General features: G+C 74.2%; 19 protein-coding genes. 15 read left to right on the plus strand and 4 right to left on the minus strand.

Features of this window, described 5'->3' with window-relative positions; all coding sequences use genetic code 11:
- The first annotated feature begins 114 nt into the window (after positions 1–114).
- From OO48_RS08495 to OO48_RS08520, 6 genes are all read left to right on the plus strand, one after another.
- The gene (locus OO48_RS08495; RefSeq protein ID WP_051731911.1) at positions 115–942 is read left to right on the plus strand and encodes a sugar phosphate isomerase/epimerase family protein; all 828 of its coding nucleotides are present in this window, start codon (positions 115–117) and stop codon (positions 940–942) included.
- A 58-nt stretch (positions 943–1,000) separates the two neighbouring features.
- Positions 1,001–1,471, plus strand: coding sequence for a cupin domain-containing protein (locus OO48_RS08500; RefSeq protein WP_033213817.1), 471 nt, complete (start codon positions 1,001–1,003; stop codon positions 1,469–1,471).
- The gene (locus OO48_RS08505) at positions 1,468–1,866 is read left to right on the plus strand and encodes a VOC family protein (protein WP_033213819.1); all 399 of its coding nucleotides are present in this window, start codon (positions 1,468–1,470) and stop codon (positions 1,864–1,866) included. Before OO48_RS08500 ends, OO48_RS08505 begins: the two co-directional genes overlap by 4 nt.
- A 32-nt stretch (positions 1,867–1,898) precedes the next feature.
- The gene (locus tag OO48_RS08510) at positions 1,899–2,657 is read left to right on the plus strand and encodes a class I SAM-dependent methyltransferase (RefSeq protein WP_033213821.1); all 759 of its coding nucleotides are present in this window, start codon (positions 1,899–1,901) and stop codon (positions 2,655–2,657) included.
- A 116-nt stretch (positions 2,658–2,773) separates the two neighbouring features.
- On the plus strand, positions 2,774–4,618 hold the full coding sequence (gene ilvD / locus OO48_RS08515; protein WP_033213822.1) for a dihydroxy-acid dehydratase: 1,845 nt from the start codon (positions 2,774–2,776) through the stop codon (positions 4,616–4,618).
- A gap of 47 nt (positions 4,619–4,665) precedes the next feature.
- On the plus strand, positions 4,666–5,187 hold the full coding sequence (locus OO48_RS08520) for a hypothetical protein (RefSeq protein WP_033213824.1): 522 nt from the start codon (positions 4,666–4,668) through the stop codon (positions 5,185–5,187).
- Positions 5,188–5,194: 7 nt separating this feature from the next.
- On the opposite strand, the gene OO48_RS08525 is transcribed toward OO48_RS08520, so the two are convergent.
- Positions 5,195–6,244, minus strand: coding sequence for a hypothetical protein (locus OO48_RS08525; protein WP_157845403.1), 1,050 nt, complete (start codon positions 6,242–6,244; stop codon positions 5,195–5,197).
- Positions 6,245–6,305: 61 nt separating this feature from the next.
- The gene (locus tag OO48_RS34965) at positions 6,306–6,734 is read right to left on the minus strand and encodes a hypothetical protein (protein ID WP_157845404.1); all 429 of its coding nucleotides are present in this window, start codon (positions 6,732–6,734) and stop codon (positions 6,306–6,308) included.
- Between the two features lie 186 nt (positions 6,735–6,920).
- Here OO48_RS34965 and proC point away from each other — a divergent pair, with 186 nt between their 5' ends.
- The 9 genes from proC to OO48_RS08570 all read left to right on the plus strand — a co-directional run bounded on the left by proC (position 6,921) and on the right by OO48_RS08570 (position 14,822).
- Positions 6,921–7,748 carry a pyrroline-5-carboxylate reductase gene (proC, locus tag OO48_RS08535; protein ID WP_033213825.1) on the plus strand — a complete coding sequence of 276 codons (828 nt, stop codon included), beginning with the start codon at positions 6,921–6,923 and terminating at the stop codon, positions 7,746–7,748.
- A 35-nt stretch (positions 7,749–7,783) separates the two neighbouring features.
- Positions 7,784–8,437 carry an HAD family hydrolase gene (locus tag OO48_RS08540; protein ID WP_033213914.1) on the plus strand — a complete coding sequence of 218 codons (654 nt, stop codon included), beginning with the start codon at positions 7,784–7,786 and terminating at the stop codon, positions 8,435–8,437.
- A gap of 99 nt (positions 8,438–8,536) precedes the next feature.
- Complete coding sequence (locus OO48_RS08545; protein ID WP_425338518.1) at positions 8,537–9,865, plus strand: MFS transporter; 1,329 nt, start codon at positions 8,537–8,539, stop codon at positions 9,863–9,865.
- 126 nt (positions 9,866–9,991) lie between these two features.
- On the plus strand, positions 9,992–11,179 hold the full coding sequence (locus OO48_RS08550; protein WP_033213827.1) for an acetoin utilization protein AcuC: 1,188 nt from the start codon (positions 9,992–9,994) through the stop codon (positions 11,177–11,179).
- Positions 11,176–12,015, plus strand: a complete 840-nt coding sequence (locus tag OO48_RS08555) for a phosphatase (protein WP_033213829.1) — start codon at positions 11,176–11,178, stop codon at positions 12,013–12,015. Before OO48_RS08550 ends, OO48_RS08555 begins: the two co-directional genes overlap by 4 nt.
- Positions 12,016–12,133: 118 nt before the next feature.
- Positions 12,134–12,343 (plus strand): helix-turn-helix domain-containing protein, encoded by a 210-nt coding sequence (locus tag OO48_RS08560; protein WP_014136488.1) that lies wholly within the window; start codon positions 12,134–12,136, stop codon positions 12,341–12,343.
- Between the two features lie 72 nt (positions 12,344–12,415).
- Positions 12,416–12,565 carry a 30S ribosomal protein bS22 gene (locus OO48_RS36020; RefSeq protein ID WP_425338519.1) on the plus strand — a complete coding sequence of 50 codons (150 nt, stop codon included), beginning with the start codon at positions 12,416–12,418 and terminating at the stop codon, positions 12,563–12,565.
- 200 nt (positions 12,566–12,765) lie between these two features.
- Positions 12,766–13,821 (plus strand): NAD-dependent epimerase/dehydratase family protein, encoded by a 1,056-nt coding sequence (locus OO48_RS08565; RefSeq protein ID WP_033213831.1) that lies wholly within the window; start codon positions 12,766–12,768, stop codon positions 13,819–13,821.
- Positions 13,818–14,822, plus strand: coding sequence for a lysophospholipid acyltransferase family protein (locus OO48_RS08570; RefSeq protein ID WP_033213833.1), 1,005 nt, complete (start codon positions 13,818–13,820; stop codon positions 14,820–14,822). Before OO48_RS08565 ends, OO48_RS08570 begins: the two co-directional genes overlap by 4 nt.
- An 82-nt stretch (positions 14,823–14,904) precedes the next feature.
- On the opposite strand, the gene OO48_RS08575 is transcribed toward OO48_RS08570, so the two are convergent.
- Positions 14,905–16,104 (minus strand): DUF5667 domain-containing protein, encoded by a 1,200-nt coding sequence (locus OO48_RS08575; RefSeq protein WP_033213834.1) that lies wholly within the window; start codon positions 16,102–16,104, stop codon positions 14,905–14,907.
- A gap of 303 nt (positions 16,105–16,407) precedes the next feature.
- A complete protein-coding gene (locus OO48_RS08580) occupies positions 16,408–17,286 on the minus strand; it encodes an ECF subfamily RNA polymerase sigma factor, BldN family (protein ID WP_051731905.1) in 879 nt (292 codons plus the stop codon).
- Positions 17,287–17,745 lie beyond the last annotated feature (459 nt).

Consider the following 17,745-nt stretch of genomic DNA (forward strand, 5'->3'; position numbering starts at 1 on the left):
CCTAGTCTGGTTCGCGTGGCGGATTCGGCGGACGAGCGACGGTCGAGGCGCGGCCCCCTGCCGCTGAAGGCGGCGCGGGCCGCCAGGGCGGCGCGGCGGAAGCTGGACCGGCCGGTGCTGCCGCCGCCGCACCCGGCGCTGCACGTGCCGGACACGAAGGTCGCGCTGTCGACCGCCTCGGTGTACCCGTCGACCACGGAGACGGCGTTCGAGCTGGCCGCGCGGCTGGGCTACGACGGCGTCGAGGTGATGGTCTGGAACGACCCGGTGAGCCAGGACGTGGAGGCGCTGCGGCGGCTCTCGGACCGGCACGGGGTGCCGGTCCTCGCGGTGCACGCGCCGTGCCTGCTGATCACCCAGCGGGTGTGGTCGACGGACCCGTGGACGAAGCTGGTGCGGGCCCGGAAGGCGGCCGAGCGGCTGGGGGCGGACACCGTGGTGGTGCACCCGCCGTTCCGCTGGCAGCGGCAGTACGCCAAGGAGTTCGTGGCGGGGGTGAACCGGATGGCGGGGGAGACGGACGTCCGGTTCGCGGTGGAGAACATGTACCCGTGGCGCTACCGGGACCGCGAGGTGCTGGCGTACGCGCCGGGGTGGGACGTCACGGACGAGGCGTACCGGCACTTCACCGTGGACCTGTCGCACGCGGCGACGTCCAGGACGGACGCGTTCGAGCTGGTGGACCGGATGGGCGACCGGCTGGCGCACGTGCACCTGGCGGACGGGTCCGGGTCGGGGAAGGACGAGCACCTGATCCCGGGGCGCGGCAAGCAGCCGTGCGCCCAGCTGCTGGAGCGCCTGGCCCGCACCGGGTTCGACGGGCACGTGGTGCTGGAGGTGAACACCCGCAAGTCGGGCGGCCCGCAGGAGCGGGAGGCGGACCTGGCGGAGGCACTGGCGTTCACCAGGCTGCACCTGGCGACCGCCCGGCCGGGGAACTGACGGGCCGTCGGCCCGCAAATCCGGTGCACGGAAGGCCCGTTGACCATAGGGTCGGGGCATGATCGATGAGAACCCGGTCCGGCCGGTGCGCGCCGACGAGGCGGAGACCTGCGCGGACCCGAGCAGCGTGATGTCGCTGCTGGGCGAGAACACGGAGCACACCACCTACCGCTCCACCTTCGCCGAGGGCGCGGTCGGCGCCCCCGCGCACTTCCACACCCGGGCCACCGAGCTGTTCTTCGTCCTGGACGGCGCCCTGCGGGTGCTGGTCGACGACCGCGTGGTGCTGCTGGAGCGGGGCGACTTCCTGGCGGTGCCGCCGCGCACCCCGCACGCCTTCGCCGCCGCGAAGGGCCGCACCGCGGACGTGCTGTTCACCTTCACCCCGGGCCTGGGCCGCTTCGGCTACCTGCGCCTGCTGGGCCGGGTGACGCGCGGCGAGGCCGACCCGGCGGAGATCCGCGAGTCGGCGGAGCGCTACGACAACCACTACGTGGACAGCCCGGTGTGGCAGGCGGAGCTCGGGTGATCGGCCCCGCCACCCACGTCCGGCACGCCCGCCCCTCCCGGGACCTGGCGGCCGCCGAGCGGTTCTGGACCGAGGGCCTGGGCCTGTCGGTGCTGTGGCGCACCGTCGAGCGCGTCCCCGGCGAGCACGACCTGGTGATGGTCGGCTTCCCGGGCGGCGGCTGGCACTTCGAGCTGACGCTCGACCCGGAGCGCCCGCTGGAGCCGACGCCGACGCCCGACGACCTGTTCGTGCTGTACCTCGGCCAGCCGGTGGACGAGGCGCTGGTGGAGCGGCTGGTGGAGGCCGGCGGCACCAGGGTCGCCGCGCACAACCCGTACTGGGACGAGCACGGCGTCACCGTGCGCGACCCGGACGGCTACCACCTGGTGCTCAGCTCGCGCAGCTGGGCGTGACGCAGAACGCGACGGAACCGGAGGACCCCCCGATGTACGACGTCAGGGCGCACGCCAACTCCTTCGGCCCGGTGGCCGCGCAGTACCAGGCCGCCCGGCCGTCCTACCCGGACGAGCTGTTCGACGAGCTGGAGCGGCTGTCCGGCCGCCCGCTGACCGGCGCCGACGTGCTGGACGTGGGCGCGGGCACCGGCATCGCGACCAGGCTGCTGGCCGGGCGCGGCGCCCGGGTGGTCGCGGTCGAGCCGAGCGAGGGGATGGCCGCGGTGCTGCGCGAGGTCAGCCCGCTGATCCCGGTGGTGAAGGCGACCGGCGACGAACTCCCGTTCCACGACGCCTCGGCGGACTTCGTGACGTACGCCCAGGCGTTCCACTGGACCGAGCCGGAGCGCTCGATCCCGGAGGCGCTGCGGGTGCTGCGCCCGGGCGGGGCGCTCGCGGTGTGGTGGAACGTCAAGGACCACGGGGTGCCCTGGCTGGCCGCCCAGCAGGAGCGGCTGTCGGCGGCCCTGCCGACGACGTACCACTACGGCGGCGCGGTGAGCGCCAGGCCCGAGAAGCTGACGGAGTCGGGCCTGGAGGTGCGCTCCGCGCGACTGCGCTGGGAGCGGCGCCTCCCGGTGGACCGTCTGATCGACGACCTGACCTCCCGCTCGTACTTCGCGGTGCTGGAGCCGGAGCAGCGGGCCCCGGTCCTGGCCGCGGAGCGGGCGGCGCTGCTCGCCGAGTTCCCGGACGGGCAGGTCACCGAGCCCTACCTGCTGGACGTCTTCGTGCTGCCGAAGCCGTAGCCCGGCGGCGGGCCGCCGCGCCCGCACTGACCGCATCGCGGACACCGGGTCCGGGAGCGGCCGGTGCGGGCGTAGGCTCGACAGCCCCCCGAGAGTCTCCTGAAGGAGCGGCAACGATGCCCCAGCTGAGGTCCAACACGGTCACCCAGGGTCGCAACATGGCGGGCGCGCGCGCCCTTCTGCGCGCCGCGGGCGTAGCCCGCGAGGACTTCGGCAAGCCGATCATCGCGGTCGCCAACTCCTTCACCGAGTTCGTCCCGGGCCACACCCACCTGCAGCCGGTCGGCCGGATCGTCTCCGAGGCGATCAAGCAGGCGGGCGGCATCCCGCGCGAGTTCAACACCATCGCGGTCGACGACGGCATCGCGATGGGCCACGACGGCATGCTGTACTCGCTGCCCTCGCGCGACCTGATCGCCGACTCGGTCGAGTACATGGTCAACGCGCACTGCGCCGACGCGCTGATCTGCATCTCCAACTGCGACAAGATCACCCCCGGCATGCTGATGGCCGCGCTGCGCCTCAACATCCCGACGGTCTTCGTCTCCGGCGGCCCGATGGAGGCCGGCAAGGCCACCCTGGTCGACGGCACCGTCCGCAAGCTGGACCTGGTCGACGCGATCTCCCAGGCGGTGAACGAGAACGTCTCCGACGCGGACATCTCGATCATCGAGGAGAACGCCTGTCCGACCTGCGGTTCCTGCTCCGGCATGTTCACCGCCAACTCGATGAACTGCCTCACCGAGGCGATCGGCCTCTCGCTGCCCGGCAACGGCTCGCTGCTGGCCACCCACACCGGCCGCCGCGCCCTGTACGAGCAGGCCGGCCGCACCGTCGTCGAGATCACCAACCGCTACTACGGCGGCGACGACGAGTCCGTGCTGCCGCGCAACATCGCCACCCGCGCCGCGTTCGAGAACGCCATGGCGCTGGACATCGCGATGGGCGGCTCCACCAACACGATCCTGCACCTGCTGGCCGCCGCCCAGGAGGCCGAGGTCGACTTCGACATGCGGGTGATCGACAGCATCTCCCGCAAGGTGCCCTGCCTGTCCAAGGTCGCCCCGAACGGCGCCTACTACATGGAGGACGTGCACCGGGCCGGCGGCATCCCCGCCATCCTGGGCGAGCTCTACCGCGGCGGCCTGCTGCACGAGGACGTGCACACCGTGCACTCCGACTCGCTCGCCGAGTGGATGAAGAACTGGGACGTGCGCGGCGGCTCCCCGGCCGAGGAGGCCGTCGACCTCTGGTACGCCGCCCCCGGCTGCGTCCGCTCCGCCGAGGCGTTCAGCCAGTCCGAGCGCTGGGACAGCCTGGACACCGACGACGCCAACGGCTGCATCCGCAGCGTCGAGCACGCCTACTCGGTCGAGGGCGGACTCGCCGTGCTGTACGGCAACATCGCCGAGGACGGCTGCGTGGTGAAGACCGCCGGCGTGGACGAGTCGATCTGGCGCTTCCAGGGCAAGGCCGTGGTCTGCGAGTCCCAGGACGAGGCGGTCGAGAAGATCCTCACCAAGCAGGTCACCGAGGGCGACGTGGTGGTCATCCGCTACGAGGGCCCCAAGGGCGGCCCCGGCATGCAGGAGATGCTCTACCCGACGTCGTTCCTGAAGGGCCGCGGCCTGGGCAAGGCCTGCGCGCTGATCACCGACGGCCGGTTCTCCGGCGGCACCTCCGGCCTCTCCATCGGCCACGTCTCCCCGGAGGCGGCTTCCGGCGGCGCCATCGCCCTGGTCGAGGACGGCGACTCGATCACCATCGACATCCCCGCCCGCACCATCAACCTCGACGTCTCCTTCGAGGAACTGCACGAGCGCCGGCTCAAGCTGGAGTCCGAGGGCGGCTACCGCCCGAAGAACCGCGACCGCCAGGTCTCGGCCGCGCTCCGGGCGTACGCCGCCATGGCCACCTCCGCCGACAAGGGCGCCGTCCGGGACGTCTCCAAGCTCGGCTGAGGCGCGTTGCTCCGGGGGGACGCCCCGTCCGCGGTGATAATCGGCACGTGAGCACGACGAGTACGACGAGCCCGGGCACCACCGCGGCCGGGGGCCCCGCCCCCCGGCCGATCCGCTGGTTCGGCACCACCTGGGTCGAACGCGGCACCGGCTACTGGCTGCGCCGCGCCGCGGTCTCGCTCGGCGCCCTCGCGGCCACCGCCGCCGGGGCGCTCCTGCTGCGCCTGGGCGTCTCCGGCGTCCGGCTCTCCGAGGCCGCCCCGCTCTCGCTGCTGCTGATGCTCGCCATCGGCGTCTGCTCCGCCCTGGCCGGCCTGCGGAACTGGAAGATCCTCACCGAGGGCAAGGACTCGCTGACCGGCTGGATGGCCGAGGAGAAGCAGCTGGCCGGCGTCTGGCTGGTCGGCTCCGTCGGGGCCCTGGCGGTCTACTTCGCCCGCAGCCTGGTCGAGGCCCCCGGCGAGGGCCTCAAGCGCGCCGTCCACGACCAGGAGCGCGCCGCCTGGCACCGCCGCAGCGCCGCCAGGGCCGAGCGCGACGCGCGCAAGGCGGCCCGGCGGCGCTCCTGATCGCCCGTCAGGTGCGGCTGACCGTGCCGCACTCCTGCCGGTCGTGCTCCATCGGCCCGGTCCGGTCGTACGGGTCGCTGGCCGGGCCGCTCGGCTCCGCGCCGGTCGCGGCCGTCCGCATGAACTCGAACTCGGGCTCCAGGTAGCCGGAGCCCATCTCGCACCGGTTGTTGCCGAAGTCGGCGCTGCCCTCGCCCAGCACCGGCTTGCCGGCCTGCACGTCGTAGTGGGCCGGGTCGTAGAACCGGAAGTCCTGCACCCGGCGGACGATCTCCCGCTCGACCTCCCGGCCGTGGTCCGCCCGCACCCGGGAGGCCGGCTTCGCGGTGCCGCCGGGGGCGGTCTTCCCGGCGTCCGGGCCGGGGCGCAGCGCGTACACGTAGGTGACGTCGGTGTGCACCGTCATGCCCTTGTCGCCGTCGCCCTCGAAGCTGACCCGGCCCTGCACCTTCACCTCGCCGGTGACCGGCACCGCCCAGGCCGGGTCGAACCGGCTCAGCCAGCCGGTCGGGTCGTCCTCGGCGGTCGGGTGCGCCAGCGCCTTGGAGAGCAGCTCGGCGTCCTGGGAGTCCATCAGGTCCAGGACGGGCTGCGTGCTCGCGCCCGACACCACCTGCGGGTCCAGGTTGCTGGCGACCAGGTACGCCTTGACCGCGGCCAGGTTCGCGGCCACCTGCTTGGCGCTGAACACGCCCGTCGCGGGCGTGCTGTCGGGCATCCCGATGCCGTCCGCGCCGTTCGGCCACGCCTCGGCGGGCGAACCCGCCCAGGGGTGCTCCGGGGTCGCCGCGTCCGGGGCGACGGTGGGCGGGGCACTGCTCGGAGCGGCGGTCTCCGCGCCCACCGGGGGCAGCGCGGAGGACTTCGGCGCCTTGGAACGGCCCACGCCGGCGGCGCCCAGGCCGACCAGCACGGCCGTGATCACCAGCACCAGCAGCAGCGCGTCGCGCACCGGGCGCGAGCGCCTGGGCCGTCCCGGCCCGGGCGGCTGCTCGAAGGGGTTGTCGGGTCTTCCGGGGTCGCCGTTGTCCGGCCCCGGCTCAGTTGTCGTCGGCACGGCCGGAAGTATGCCGACCCCCGCCGACACGCCCGACAGCGGGGGGCGCCGTGACGCGCCGTCAGCCCCTGCGGGCCGCCTTCACCGCGCCCACCACGCCCGCCACCGCCAGCAGCGCGCCGGCCGGCAGCAGCGAGGTGAACAGCGCCCCGAACAGGCCGTAGTCGCCCAGCAGCCACAGCGCCAGGGTGTTCAGCACCAGCAGCGCCCCGGAGGCCGGCAGCGCGGACTGCCACGGGTGCGCGTCCGCCCAGCGGCGCAGCCGCCGGTCGCCGCCGCCGCGCAGCCGCCCGCCGACCGTGCCGACCAGGAAGAAGAAGAACAGCCCCAGGCTCACCGGCCCGGCCAGGATGTCCAGTGACCAGTGCAGCGTGAGCACGTCCACCGCGAGCACGGCCCCGCCGACCACCGTGCCCACCGCCGCCGCCGTCCGCCACGGCCCGAGCGTCGCGGCGGCGACGGCGACCTGTCGGTTCTCACGTCCTGACAACTCTCCGTGTCCCATGTCTCCACGGTGCTCCCGACCGGGCCCGGAAGCCAGAGCCCGGACCCCTGAGATTCCCCCTACGGGGGCGCCGCCCGGGCCGGCCGCCCGCAGGGTGGACACCTCCGCCGGGGCGGGCGGCCGCCGGTGCAAGATGGCGGGCAGGAACCGCAGCGCACGGAGGCACGCACCATGAGCGACAGCACCACCGCCGGCCAGAAGATCGCCTTCCTGGGGACGGGCAAGATCGGCGAGGCCCTGCTCTCCGGCCTGCTGCGGGCCGGCACCTCGCCCGCCGACGTGCTGGTCACCGCCCGCCGCCCCGAGCGCGCCACCGAACTCGCCGACCGTTACGGCGTCACCACCGTCACCAACGCCGAGGCCGCCAAGCTCGCCGACACCCTGATCCTCGCGGTCAAGCCGCAGGACATGGGCACCCTGCTGGACGAACTGGCCGAGCACGTCGCCGCCGACAAGCTGGTCGTCTCGGCCGCCGCGGGCATCCCCACCGCCTGGTTCGAGGAGCGCCTCGCCCCCGGCACCCCCGTGGTCCGGGTGATGCCCAACACGCCCGTCCTGGTCGACGAGGGCATGAGCGTGATCTCCGGCGGCTCGCACGCCACCGAGGCCCACCTGGCCCGCGCCGAGGCGATCTTCCGCTCGGTCGGCAAGGCGCTGCGCGTCCCGGAGAGCCAGCAGGACGCCGCCACCGCGCTGTCCGGCTCCGGCCCCGCCTACTTCTACTTCCTGGTCGAGGCGATGATCGACGCCGGCATCCTGCTCGGCCTGCCCCGGCAGGTCGCGCACGAGCTGATCGTGCAGTCCGCGATCGGCGCCTCGGTGATGCTCCGCGACTCCGGCGAGCACCCCGTCAAGCTCCGCGAGGCCGTCACCTCCCCGGCCGGCACCACCATCGCGGCCATCCGCGAGCTGGAGAACCACGGCGTGCGGGCCGCCCTGCTCGGCGCCCTGGAGGCCGCCCGGGACCGCTCCCGGGAACTGGCCGGCGGCGGCAAGTAGGCTCGGGCGGCATGAGCGATCCCGTGACCGACCGCGTGGGCTACGACCTGCTGATCCTGGACAACGACGGCGTGCTGGTGGACAGCGAGCCGATCTCCAACCGGGTGCTCGCCGAGTACCTGACCGAGCTCGGCTACCCGACCAGCACCGAGGACTCCTACCGGGACTTCATGGGCACCGCCGCGCACACCGTGCACGACGTGATCGCCGAGCGGTACGGGGCGGAGCTCCCGGACGGTTTCGACGACCTGTTCCACGCCCGGGTGTTCGCCGCCTTCGAGCGCGAACTGCGGCCGGTGGCCGGGGCCGAGAAGCTGCTCGGCCACCTCCAGGAGCACGGCGTCCGCTACTGCGTGGCCTCCTCCGCCCACCACTCCTGGATCCGCACCGCGCACCGCCTCACCGGCCTGTCCGGCCACTTCACCGACGAACTGCTGTTCTCCGCCCAGGACGTCGGCGTCGGCAAGCCCGCCCCCGACCTGTTCCTGCACGCGGCCCGCGCCATGGGCGCCGACCCGGCCCGCTGCCTGGTCCTGGAGGACAGCCCCAACGGCGTGCTGGCCGCCCGCGCCGCCGGCATGGACGTGTACGGGTACGCGGCACTCACCGACCCGGTCAAGCTCACCGCGGCGGGCGCCACCGGGCTGCTCACCGCGCTGGACGAGGCGACCGCCCTGCTGCGGAACTGACCCGGCCCCGCCGAACTGGCCCCTCCGCACCCCTCCCGTCGGCGCCGCCGACCGCCTACGCTCTGCCCAACAGTTGCGTACCGGCCGGTAGCGTCGGTGGTGAGCGAGGTCCCGATGCAGGTCACGGCCCCGGCCGAACCCACCCCCCGGCTCCGGCAGGCCCGGGCCGCGCTGGCCGTCTCCTTCTTCCTCCAGGGCACCACCTTCGCCCTGCTGGTCACCTGCATCACCGATCTGCAAAAACGTTACGGCCTCAGCGACGGACTGCTTCCGGTCTTCCTCGCCGCCGTCCCGATCCTGGCCGGCGTCGGCTCCATCGCCTCCGAGACGCTCGTCGGGCGCACCACCGCCCGCGGCGTCCTGCGCGTCGTCCAACCCGCCCTCTGCCTCACCCTCGCCCTCACCGGCCTCGGCTCGCAGCTGTGGCAACTCGCCATCGCCCTCGGCCTGTTCGGCCTGCTGGTCGGTGCCCTCGACGCCTCCATGAACATGCTCGGCGTCGGCCTCCAGCACCGCTACGGCCGCAGCATCATGATCGGCTTCCACGCCGCGTTCAGCCTCGGCGGCATCGTCGGCGCCGCGCTCGCCGCGATCGGCGCCCACTGGGACACCGGGCTGCCCCTGCTGTTCGGCGGCGCCGCGGCCGTCCTCGTCCCCGCCGCGCTCGTCGCCGGACGCCGGTTCGCCGGCCCCGCCGAACTCGGCGACGCCGTCCGCGAAGCGGCCGCCCTCGCCGCCCGCCGCATCCCCTGGAAGCCGCTCCTCCCGCTGTGCGCCGTGATGGCCTTCGCCTACATCGCCGACGCCTCCGTCTCCAACTACAGCGTCAAGTACCTCACCGACGGCCTGCACAGCCCCGAGGACCTCGCCAAGTTCTCCTACCTCGGCTACATGGTCGCCATGCTGCTCGGCCGCGCCGTCGGCGACCGCGCCGTCCAGCGCTTCACCGTCCTGCCCGTCGTCCGCACCGGCACCGCCGTCGCCGCCGCCGGCTTCCTGATCGCCGTCCTCGCCCCCGGCCCCTGGGGCGGCATCCTCGGCTTCACGGTCCTCGGCTTCGGCATCTGCGCGATCATCCCCCAGGTCTTCGCCGCCGGCGGCCGCCTCTTCCCGCACGCCAGTGACGCCGCCGTCGCCCGCCTCAACCTCTTCAACTACGTCGGCTTCCTGATCGGCTCCCCCCTGGTCGGAGCCCTCGCCGAACTCTCCGACTACCGCTGGGCCTTCTGCGCCCCCATGCTCCTCGTCCTGGCCGTCCTCCCCCTCGCCCCCCACTTCGCCCCGGCCCCGCCGACCAGGCCGACCTGGCGAAGAGCCCGGCCTGAGCACCGGCCCGCCGACACGCCCGGGTCGTCCGCGCACAGCCGGGCCGGCGCGGCCGGCACCCCGGTGTCCGCCCCCACGACCGATGCGGCCGGACCCGCCTGACCGCGACGCCGCCGACCGCGCCCGGTGCGCGCGCTCCACGGCCCGAACCCGCCCGGGCGGGGGCGCGGGGCGCTTCCCGAGGGCGCCGGACGGGGCTCCGGGGCCGTGCCCGATACGGTGTGGGGCATGGCGGAAACCACCTGCGGCCTGCACCTGTTCTGGGACGAGGCAGAGACCGGCTACGACTTCGGGCCCGGCCACCCGATGGACCCGACGCGCCTGGCGCTGACGATGCGGCTGGTGGAGTCGCTCGGGCTGACCGAGCAGCCCTCGGTGACGGTGCGCTCGGCGCCGCCCGCCGGCGACTCCACCCTGCGGCTGGTGCACACGGCCGAGTACGTGGCGGCGGTGAAGCGGGCCGCCGCCGACCCCTCGGCCGTCGACGCCGCGCACGGGCTCGGGACGGACGACAACTGGGCGTTCCCCGGCCTGCACACCGCGTCCGCGCTGATCGCCGGGCAGTCGGTGGCCGCCGCCGAGGCGGTCTGGCGCGGCGAGACCCCGCACGCCGTCAACTTCGCGGGCGGACTGCACCACGCGATGCCCGGCCAGGCGTCCGGGTTCTGCGTCTACAACGACCCGGCCCTCGCCATCGCCCGGCTGCTCGAACTCGGCGCCGAACGCGTCGCCTACGTCGACGTGGACGTCCACCACGGCGACGGCGTCCAGCAGGCGTTCTGGAACGACCCGCGCGTCCTGACGGTCTCGCTGCACGAGAGCCCCACCACGCTGTTCCCGCAGACGGGTTGGGCCACCGAGACCGGCGGCCCGGACGCCGAGGGCACCGCCGCCAACCTCCCGCTGCCCGCCGGGACGGGCGACGCCGGGTGGCTGCGCGCCTTCCACGCCCTGGTGCCGGAGCTGCTGGCCGCGTTCCGCCCGCAGGTGATCGTCAGCCAGCACGGCGCCGACACCCACGTCGAGGACCCGCTCGCCCACTTCGCCGTCACCGTCGACGCCCAGCGGGTGGTCGCCGAGGAGATCCACCGCCTCGCCCACGAGCACGCCGGCGGCCGCTGGATCGCCACCGGCGGCGGCGGGTACGCGGTGGTCGACGTGGTGCCCCGCACCTGGACGCACCTGGTCGCCACCGCCGCCGGCCACCCCGTCGACCCGGCCGCCGAGACCCCCGAGGAGTGGCGCGCCGAGGTCTACCGGCTCACCCGCCGCCCCGCCCCGCTGCGGATGACCGACGGCGCCACCCCGCGCTGGTCCGACTTCCACGACGGCGGCTACGACCCCGCCGACCGCCTCGACCAGGCCGTCCTGGCCACCCGCCGGGCCGTCCTCCCGCACCACGGACTGATCCCGTGACCGCCCGCGAGGAACTGCGCGCCTACCTGGTCAAGCACCGGCTGGCCGGCCCCGAAGTCCCCACCCCCCGGCAGAACAGCCTCCGGCACTACCGGCTGTTCGCCCAGGGCGACCCCAAGGCGCTGATGGGCCTCGACCCGGAACCCCGCCGCGACGAGGCCGCCGTGCTGCGGCTGATGGCCGAACGGGCCGGCGTCGACCCCGACCCGCGCCGCACCGAGGGCCCGGACTCCATCGACCCCGACCTCACCCTCGACGCCCTGGACCGCCTCGCCGCCCTGCTGCGCCGCACCGCCGACCGGCGCGGCAGCGTGCTGGCCGGCACCGGCCACCCCACCAAGCTGGCCGGCTTCCACCGCGCGCTGGCCGAGGCGCTCGAAGCGGCCGGCTGCACCGTGCACACCCCCGCCCGGGGCACGCGCTTCCGCGAGCCCACCCCCGAGGGCGAGCGCCCCCGCTACCTCGACGTGCTCGACGGCGTCCTGGTGACGCGCGCCCTGGACGGCCCCGACGGCCCCGGCCGCCCCGGCCCCGGCGACCTCGCGCACACCCACTCCCCGCTGCCCGTCCGGCTCGCCCTGACCGCCCTCGCCGACGCCGGGCACCGCCCGCCCGACCTGGTGCTGGGCGACCACGGCTGGCTCTGCGGCGCCGGCCGCCTCGGCATCCCGGCCGGGGGCGTCGCCGACTGCAACGACGTCGCCCCGTTCGCCGCCGAGGCGGACGGCCTGGTGGAGGCGGTCGTCCCGCTGGAGGACGGCTCCGCGCCGAGCTGCTACGTCCCGCTGAGCGACTACGTACTGCAACGGGCGGATCTCGCACCGTACAACAGGTGACGGCCACCCTCTTCCCACCCGTACCATGCATAACTACTCTGGGGATACACGTGTGCCGGTGGAGTCACCGGAGGGGAAGCCGGTGCCTTGCACACGGGTAAGGGTCGGGTGATGGGTCATGAGTTCCGGCGAACGTCCCCTGCAGGATGTCGTCTTCCTGACCGTGGCCGAGGTCGCCTCGGTGATGCGGGTGTCGAAGATGACGGTCTACCGCCTCGTGCACAGCGGCGAGCTTCCGGCCATCCGGGTCGGACGCTCCTTCCGGGTGCCCGAGCAGAAGGTGCACGAGTACCTCCAGGAGTCCTACGTGCGCCTGGAAAGCGCGTAGGCCGGAGCCCCGCAGGGGCACCGATTACGGCAAACGCGACGTGGACGGTAGGCTAGGCCCTCCGTCAGTCGTATGGACTCCCGTCTCTCACGGGCGCGGGTCCGAGTGAGCGAGGAATGTTCCGTGGGCTCTGTCATCAAGAAGCGTCGCAAGCGTATGGCCAAGAAGAAGCACCGCAAGCTTCTGAAGAGGACCCGCGTCCAGCGTCGCAACAAGAAGTAACACCGTTCGGCGCCATCCTCGCTCACGCGGGGGTCCACCCCGCACACGCGTTCAGCGACGCAGGTAGAACTGGCGCCGAGGATGTAGTCACTGCCCGTCCCAGGGAGAAATCCCCGGGGCGGGCAGTGGCGTTTCAGCCCCCGCGACCTCCGCGCGGTACGGTGCACACCAGGGTGGGCATCCAGGGAGGTCGGGGCAACGTGGGCAAGGTCGTGCTCGTCACCGGCGTGGCGCGCCCGCTCGGCGCGCGGTTCGCCGAACGGATCGCCGAACACCCCGACGTGGACCGGGTGGTGGGCGTCGACGCCGTCCCGCCGCCGGCCGGACTCCCGCTTGGCGTCCGCTACGCCCAGGTCGACCCGCGCCGCCCGGCGATCGCCCGGGTGATCGCCGAGCACGGCGTCGACACCGTGGTGCACCTCAACGTCACCGCGCTCGGCCACGGCGGCCGGGCCGCGGTGAAGGAGAGCAACGTCATCGGCAGCATGCAGCTGCTCGGCGCCTGCCAACAGGCCCCCGGACTGCGCCGCCTGGTCGTCAAGTCCACCACCGCCGTGTACGGCTCCGCGCCCCGCGACCCGGCCGTCATCGGCGAGCGCACCCAGCCCAAGGCGCTGCCCCCCGGCGGCTTCGCCCGGGACGCCGCCGAAGTCGAGGGCTACGTCCGCGGCTTCGCCCGCCGCCGCCCCGACGTCGCCGTCACGGTGCTGCGCTTCGCCAACATCCTCGGCCCGGACGGCGACACCCCGCTCGCCGCGTACTTCCGGCTCCCCGTGCTGCCCACCGCCTTCGGCCACGACCCCAGGCTGCAGTTCGTCCACGAGGAGGACGCCCTGGAGGTGCTGCGGCTGGCCGCGCTCGGCGCGCCCCCCGGCACCTACAACGTCGCCGGGGACGGCGTCCTGCTGCTCTCCCAGTGCGCCCGCCGGCTCGGCCGCCCCACCGTCCCGCTGCTGCGGCCCGCGCTCGGCCTGGTCGCCCAGCTGGCCCGGCGGCTGGCCGCCCCCGCGGACCGGGCGTTCTCCCAGGAGCAGTTGCAACTCCTCACCCACGGGCGGGTGGTGGACACCGCCCAGCTGCGCGAGGGCTTCGGCCACACCCCGCGCTGGACCACCTCCGAGACCTTCGCCGACTTCGTCGCGCACTGCGCGCCCGGCCCGCTGCCGCCCGAGCGGCTCACCGCCGTCACCGACCGGCTCACCGGCCTGCTCGACGGCCACCACCCCACCCGGAACCAGGAAACGAGGCCGCGATGACAGCCGCCCGGGAGTCCGCCGACCCGGCGGCCAAGGTCATCCCGATCGAGTCCGCCCCCAGCTGGAGCGGACCGGAACCCCGCCCCGCCCTCGCCGACCGGATCGCCGACGGCGTCGGCGCCGCCCTCGCCGGGCAGCTCGGCGCCACCGCCACCCGGGTGTTCGGCAAGGGCTGGGAGGAACGCGCCACCAACGGCCTCGGCTTCCTGCGCCGCCGGCTCACCGGCGACTACGAGGTGGACGACTTCGGCTTCGACAAGGAGCTCACCGAGGAGGTCTTCCTCGCGCTGCTCCGGCCGCTCGCCGAGAAGTACTTCCGGATCGAGGTCCGCGGCACCGAGCACATCCCCGCCGAGGGCGGCGTGCTGATCGTCGCCAACCACTCCGGCACCATCCCGCTGGACGCGCTGATGACCCAGGTCGCCGTCCACGACCACGCCGACCGGCACCTGCGGATGCTCGCCGCCGACCTGGTCTTCGTCCTGCCCGTGGTCAACGAGCTGGCCCGCAAGGCCGGACACACCCTGGCCTGCAACGAGGACGCCCAGACCCTGCTGGAGCGCGGCGAGGTGGTCGGCGTCTGGCCCGAGGGCTTCAAGGGCATCGGCAAGCCCTTCTCCGACCGCTACAAGCTCCAGCGCTTCGGCCGCGGCGGCTTCGTCGCCTCCGCGCTGCGGGCCGGCGTGCCGATCGTGCCCTGCTCGATCGTCGGCGCCGAGGAGACCTACCCGATGATCGGCAACTTCAAGACGCTGGCCCGGCTGCTCGGCCTGCCCTACGTGCCGATCACGCCGACCTTCCCCTGGCTCGGGCCGCTCGGCGCGATCCCGCTGCCCACCAAGTGGACCATCCAGTTCGGCGAACCCATCCCGACCGACAGCTACCCGAAGGACGCGGCGGAGGACCCGATGCTGGTCTTCAACCTCACCGACCAAGTCCGGGAGACCATCCAGCACACGCTGTACAAGCTGCTGGTGCAGCGGCGCTCCGTCTTCGGCTGAGCGGCCCGCCGGGACCGGGGGCGGGGAACCGCGCGGGCCCGGTCGGCCGCGCGGTCCCCCGCCCCCGGACGGGGCGCCCCCCTCAGTTGAGCGTCAGCCCCGGCAGCAGGCCCGGGACGAGCGGCGGGATGGTGATGCCCTGCCCGGCGCCCGCCGGGGGCGCCGCCGGGGAGCCGGACGGGGCGGGGGAGGCACCGGGGGCCGGGGCCGCCGGGGCGCCCGTCGCGGTGGGGGAGGCGCCGGTGCCGGTCAGGCCGCCCAGCAGGTCGCCGAGCCCGCCCGCGGTGGGCGCGCTGGGCGCCGACGTGGCCCGGCCGGACGGGGCGGTGGCCGGGTCGTGGCCGCCGCTCGCGCCGCCGGAGGCGCCGGTGCCCGGGAGCAGCGGCTGCCGGCCGGTGCCCGGTGCGGTGCCGCCGCTCGCCCCGCCGGAGGGCGACCCGCCGGTGCTGCCGCCGCTGCCGCCCTGGCCGGGGGTCTGCCCGAGCCGGAGCGGCGCGACGTCCTCGCTTATGTCGTCGAAGAGCCGGTCGACCTTGGACGCCTCGGTGCTCAGCCCGGACGGCAGCTTGGACTGCAGGGCCGTCCAGCGCTGGTCCTCCCCGGCGAAGCCGGCGAGCTGGCGCATCGGGGTGAGCGAGCCGTTGGTGCGGTAGACGGCGCGCAGCAGGTCGCGGCCGCGCAGCGCCTCGGTGTGCATGTCGTCGAGGGCGCGGCGGACCTGGTCGACGGTGGCGGGGCTGAGCGCGGTCGGGCTGTCGGCGCGGCCGAGCAGCGTCTGCGCCTCGTCGAGCCGGGTGGAAGCCTGCTGGAGCAGCAGCGCACCGCGCTCGGTGTCGCTGTCGGCCCAGTCGAGGCGCAGCCCTTCCAGGCCGCGCTTCATGCCGTACAGGGTGTCGCCGGGGAGGGCGTTGGTGGAGGCGGCGGCGGCTCCGGCGAGCCCGCCGACGGCGACGCCGGCGACCAGGCCGCCGATGGCGAGGCGGCGGCCCCAGCGGGTGCCGCGCAGGCGCCGGCCGCGCTGGGCGGGGAGGACCGCGGTGGGGGCGCCGCCGGCCCACTCCTGTTCGAACGCGGCCATCAGCTGGGCTCGTTGGACCGTCCGCGTCTCGGCGGCGAGCTCGGGGGCGGGGATCGCACCGAGCGCTTCGGCCATGGCGAGGAGCTCGGTCATGGCGGCGGAGCCGGCCCGGTGCGAGCCGCTGCTCCGGTGGTCACTCTGGTGGGCCTCCAGCGCCTCGGCGAAGGACTTCGCCCGCCGGTGCTCCAGCACGTTTGCCGTCACGGGCCACACCTCCCTTCGTCGTTTTCGACACCGTGGCCCGCCGGTTGGTTGTCCCGGCAGGCCGAAACCACACCATCGGGTGACAGCTTGGGTTCCCACTTGACTGCGGGCCCGGTGGCGGATTGCACGCTGGCCAACGAGCGGTGTCGGGAGTCGGTTACGCACGACCCCCCTGGCGTATTAAGCAGAGCAGATGACCGCCCACTCACCCGGACGGGCTTGCACCGGGCCCGGGTTGACGGTCCGTCGGTCAACGGGGGCGCCGGCGGCGGTCTGCGGGCCGTCGCGTCCACGGTCGGCGGATCACCTGGCGTCCGGCGGCAGCAGGCGGGCCAGCGTGCGCACCGCCCGGTACTGCAGCGTCTTGATGGCGCCCTCGTTCTTGCCCATGATCCGGGCCGTCTCGGCGACCGACAGGCCCTGCAGGAAGCGCAGCGTGACGCACTCCTGCTGCTGCGGGTTGAGCCGGTGCACCGCGTCCAGCAGGGCGGCGTTGGAGAGCGACTCCAGCACCGACTCCTCGGGGCTGCGCTCGCACTCGTTGGAGTCGAGCATCTCGCCGGTGGTGACCTCCAGCCGGAACCGGCTGGACTTGAAGTGGTCGGCCACCAGGTTGCGGGCGATGGTCACCAGCCAGGCGCCGAAGTCGCGGCCCTGCCAGGTGAAGGTTCCGATCCGGCGCAGCGCGCGCAGGAAGGTCTCGCTGGTCAGGTCCTCGGCGGTGGCCCGGCTGCCGACCCGGTAGTAGATGTACCGGTACACGGTGTCGGCGTAGTGGTCGTAGAGCCGCCCGAAGGCCTCGCTCTCGCCGTTCTGGGCCCGTTCGACCAGCTCCACCACCGGGTTGTGCTCGGTGTCGTAGCCGGGGCCGGCGGGGGCGCTGCGGGCGCGGCCGCGGGTGCCGGGGGCGGGCACGGTGCGGCCGCGCGCCCCCCCGGCCGGGGCGCTGCCGGCGGCGGGGCCGGTGGTGGTCGAGCGCAGCAGCGGCGCGACGAACGCGGCGGGCGCGGGCGCGGCGAACCCGGGCGCGGCGAACGCTGGACCGGCCACCGCGGGCTGCGGCACGGTCAGTTCGAACTCGCGGATCGCGGCCCACAGCCGTTCCAGGCGCACACCGCGGCGCAGAGTGGCGGTCGACGGGCGGGAGGTGGCTGGCGCGTCGTTCCGGACGGGTGGGTACACGGGACTCCCAGAGGCAGAACTGTGGACGGATCACCTCCGCCTGTGCGGAGAGCACGCCGCACTGACCACCCGTCACGGGGACGTCCGGGTGGGGTGCATCCAGGAGAGAATAACGCTTTGTGCAATGACAGCTACACCGCGTGGTCGAAGTGGTCGGTTGAGGTCCACTTCTTGCGCATATTCACCTGTCGGTGACCGGAGTTGGCACCGTCCGCCCGGCTCAATGTGACCACTTGTGCGCATCGGGTGACCGAACACCGGTGCGCGGGCCGGGTTTCCCCGCCATCCGCGGTCCCAACCCATGACTTTGGCCGACTGGCGAACGATCAGTTCCGGTCAGGCCCGGACGTTCTCGAACCATCCGGCGCTCCGGGCGGGTTCACCCCCGCTGACGTGCAGGACCACCCGCCGGCGGGCGTGTCGGCGGCGCCGGGTTGACGTCGGCCCGGCGCGGCGCCG

It is taken from the genome of Kitasatospora phosalacinea, assembly GCF_000716545.1.
Lineage (GTDB): Bacteria > Actinomycetota > Actinomycetes > Streptomycetales > Streptomycetaceae > Kitasatospora > Kitasatospora phosalacinea.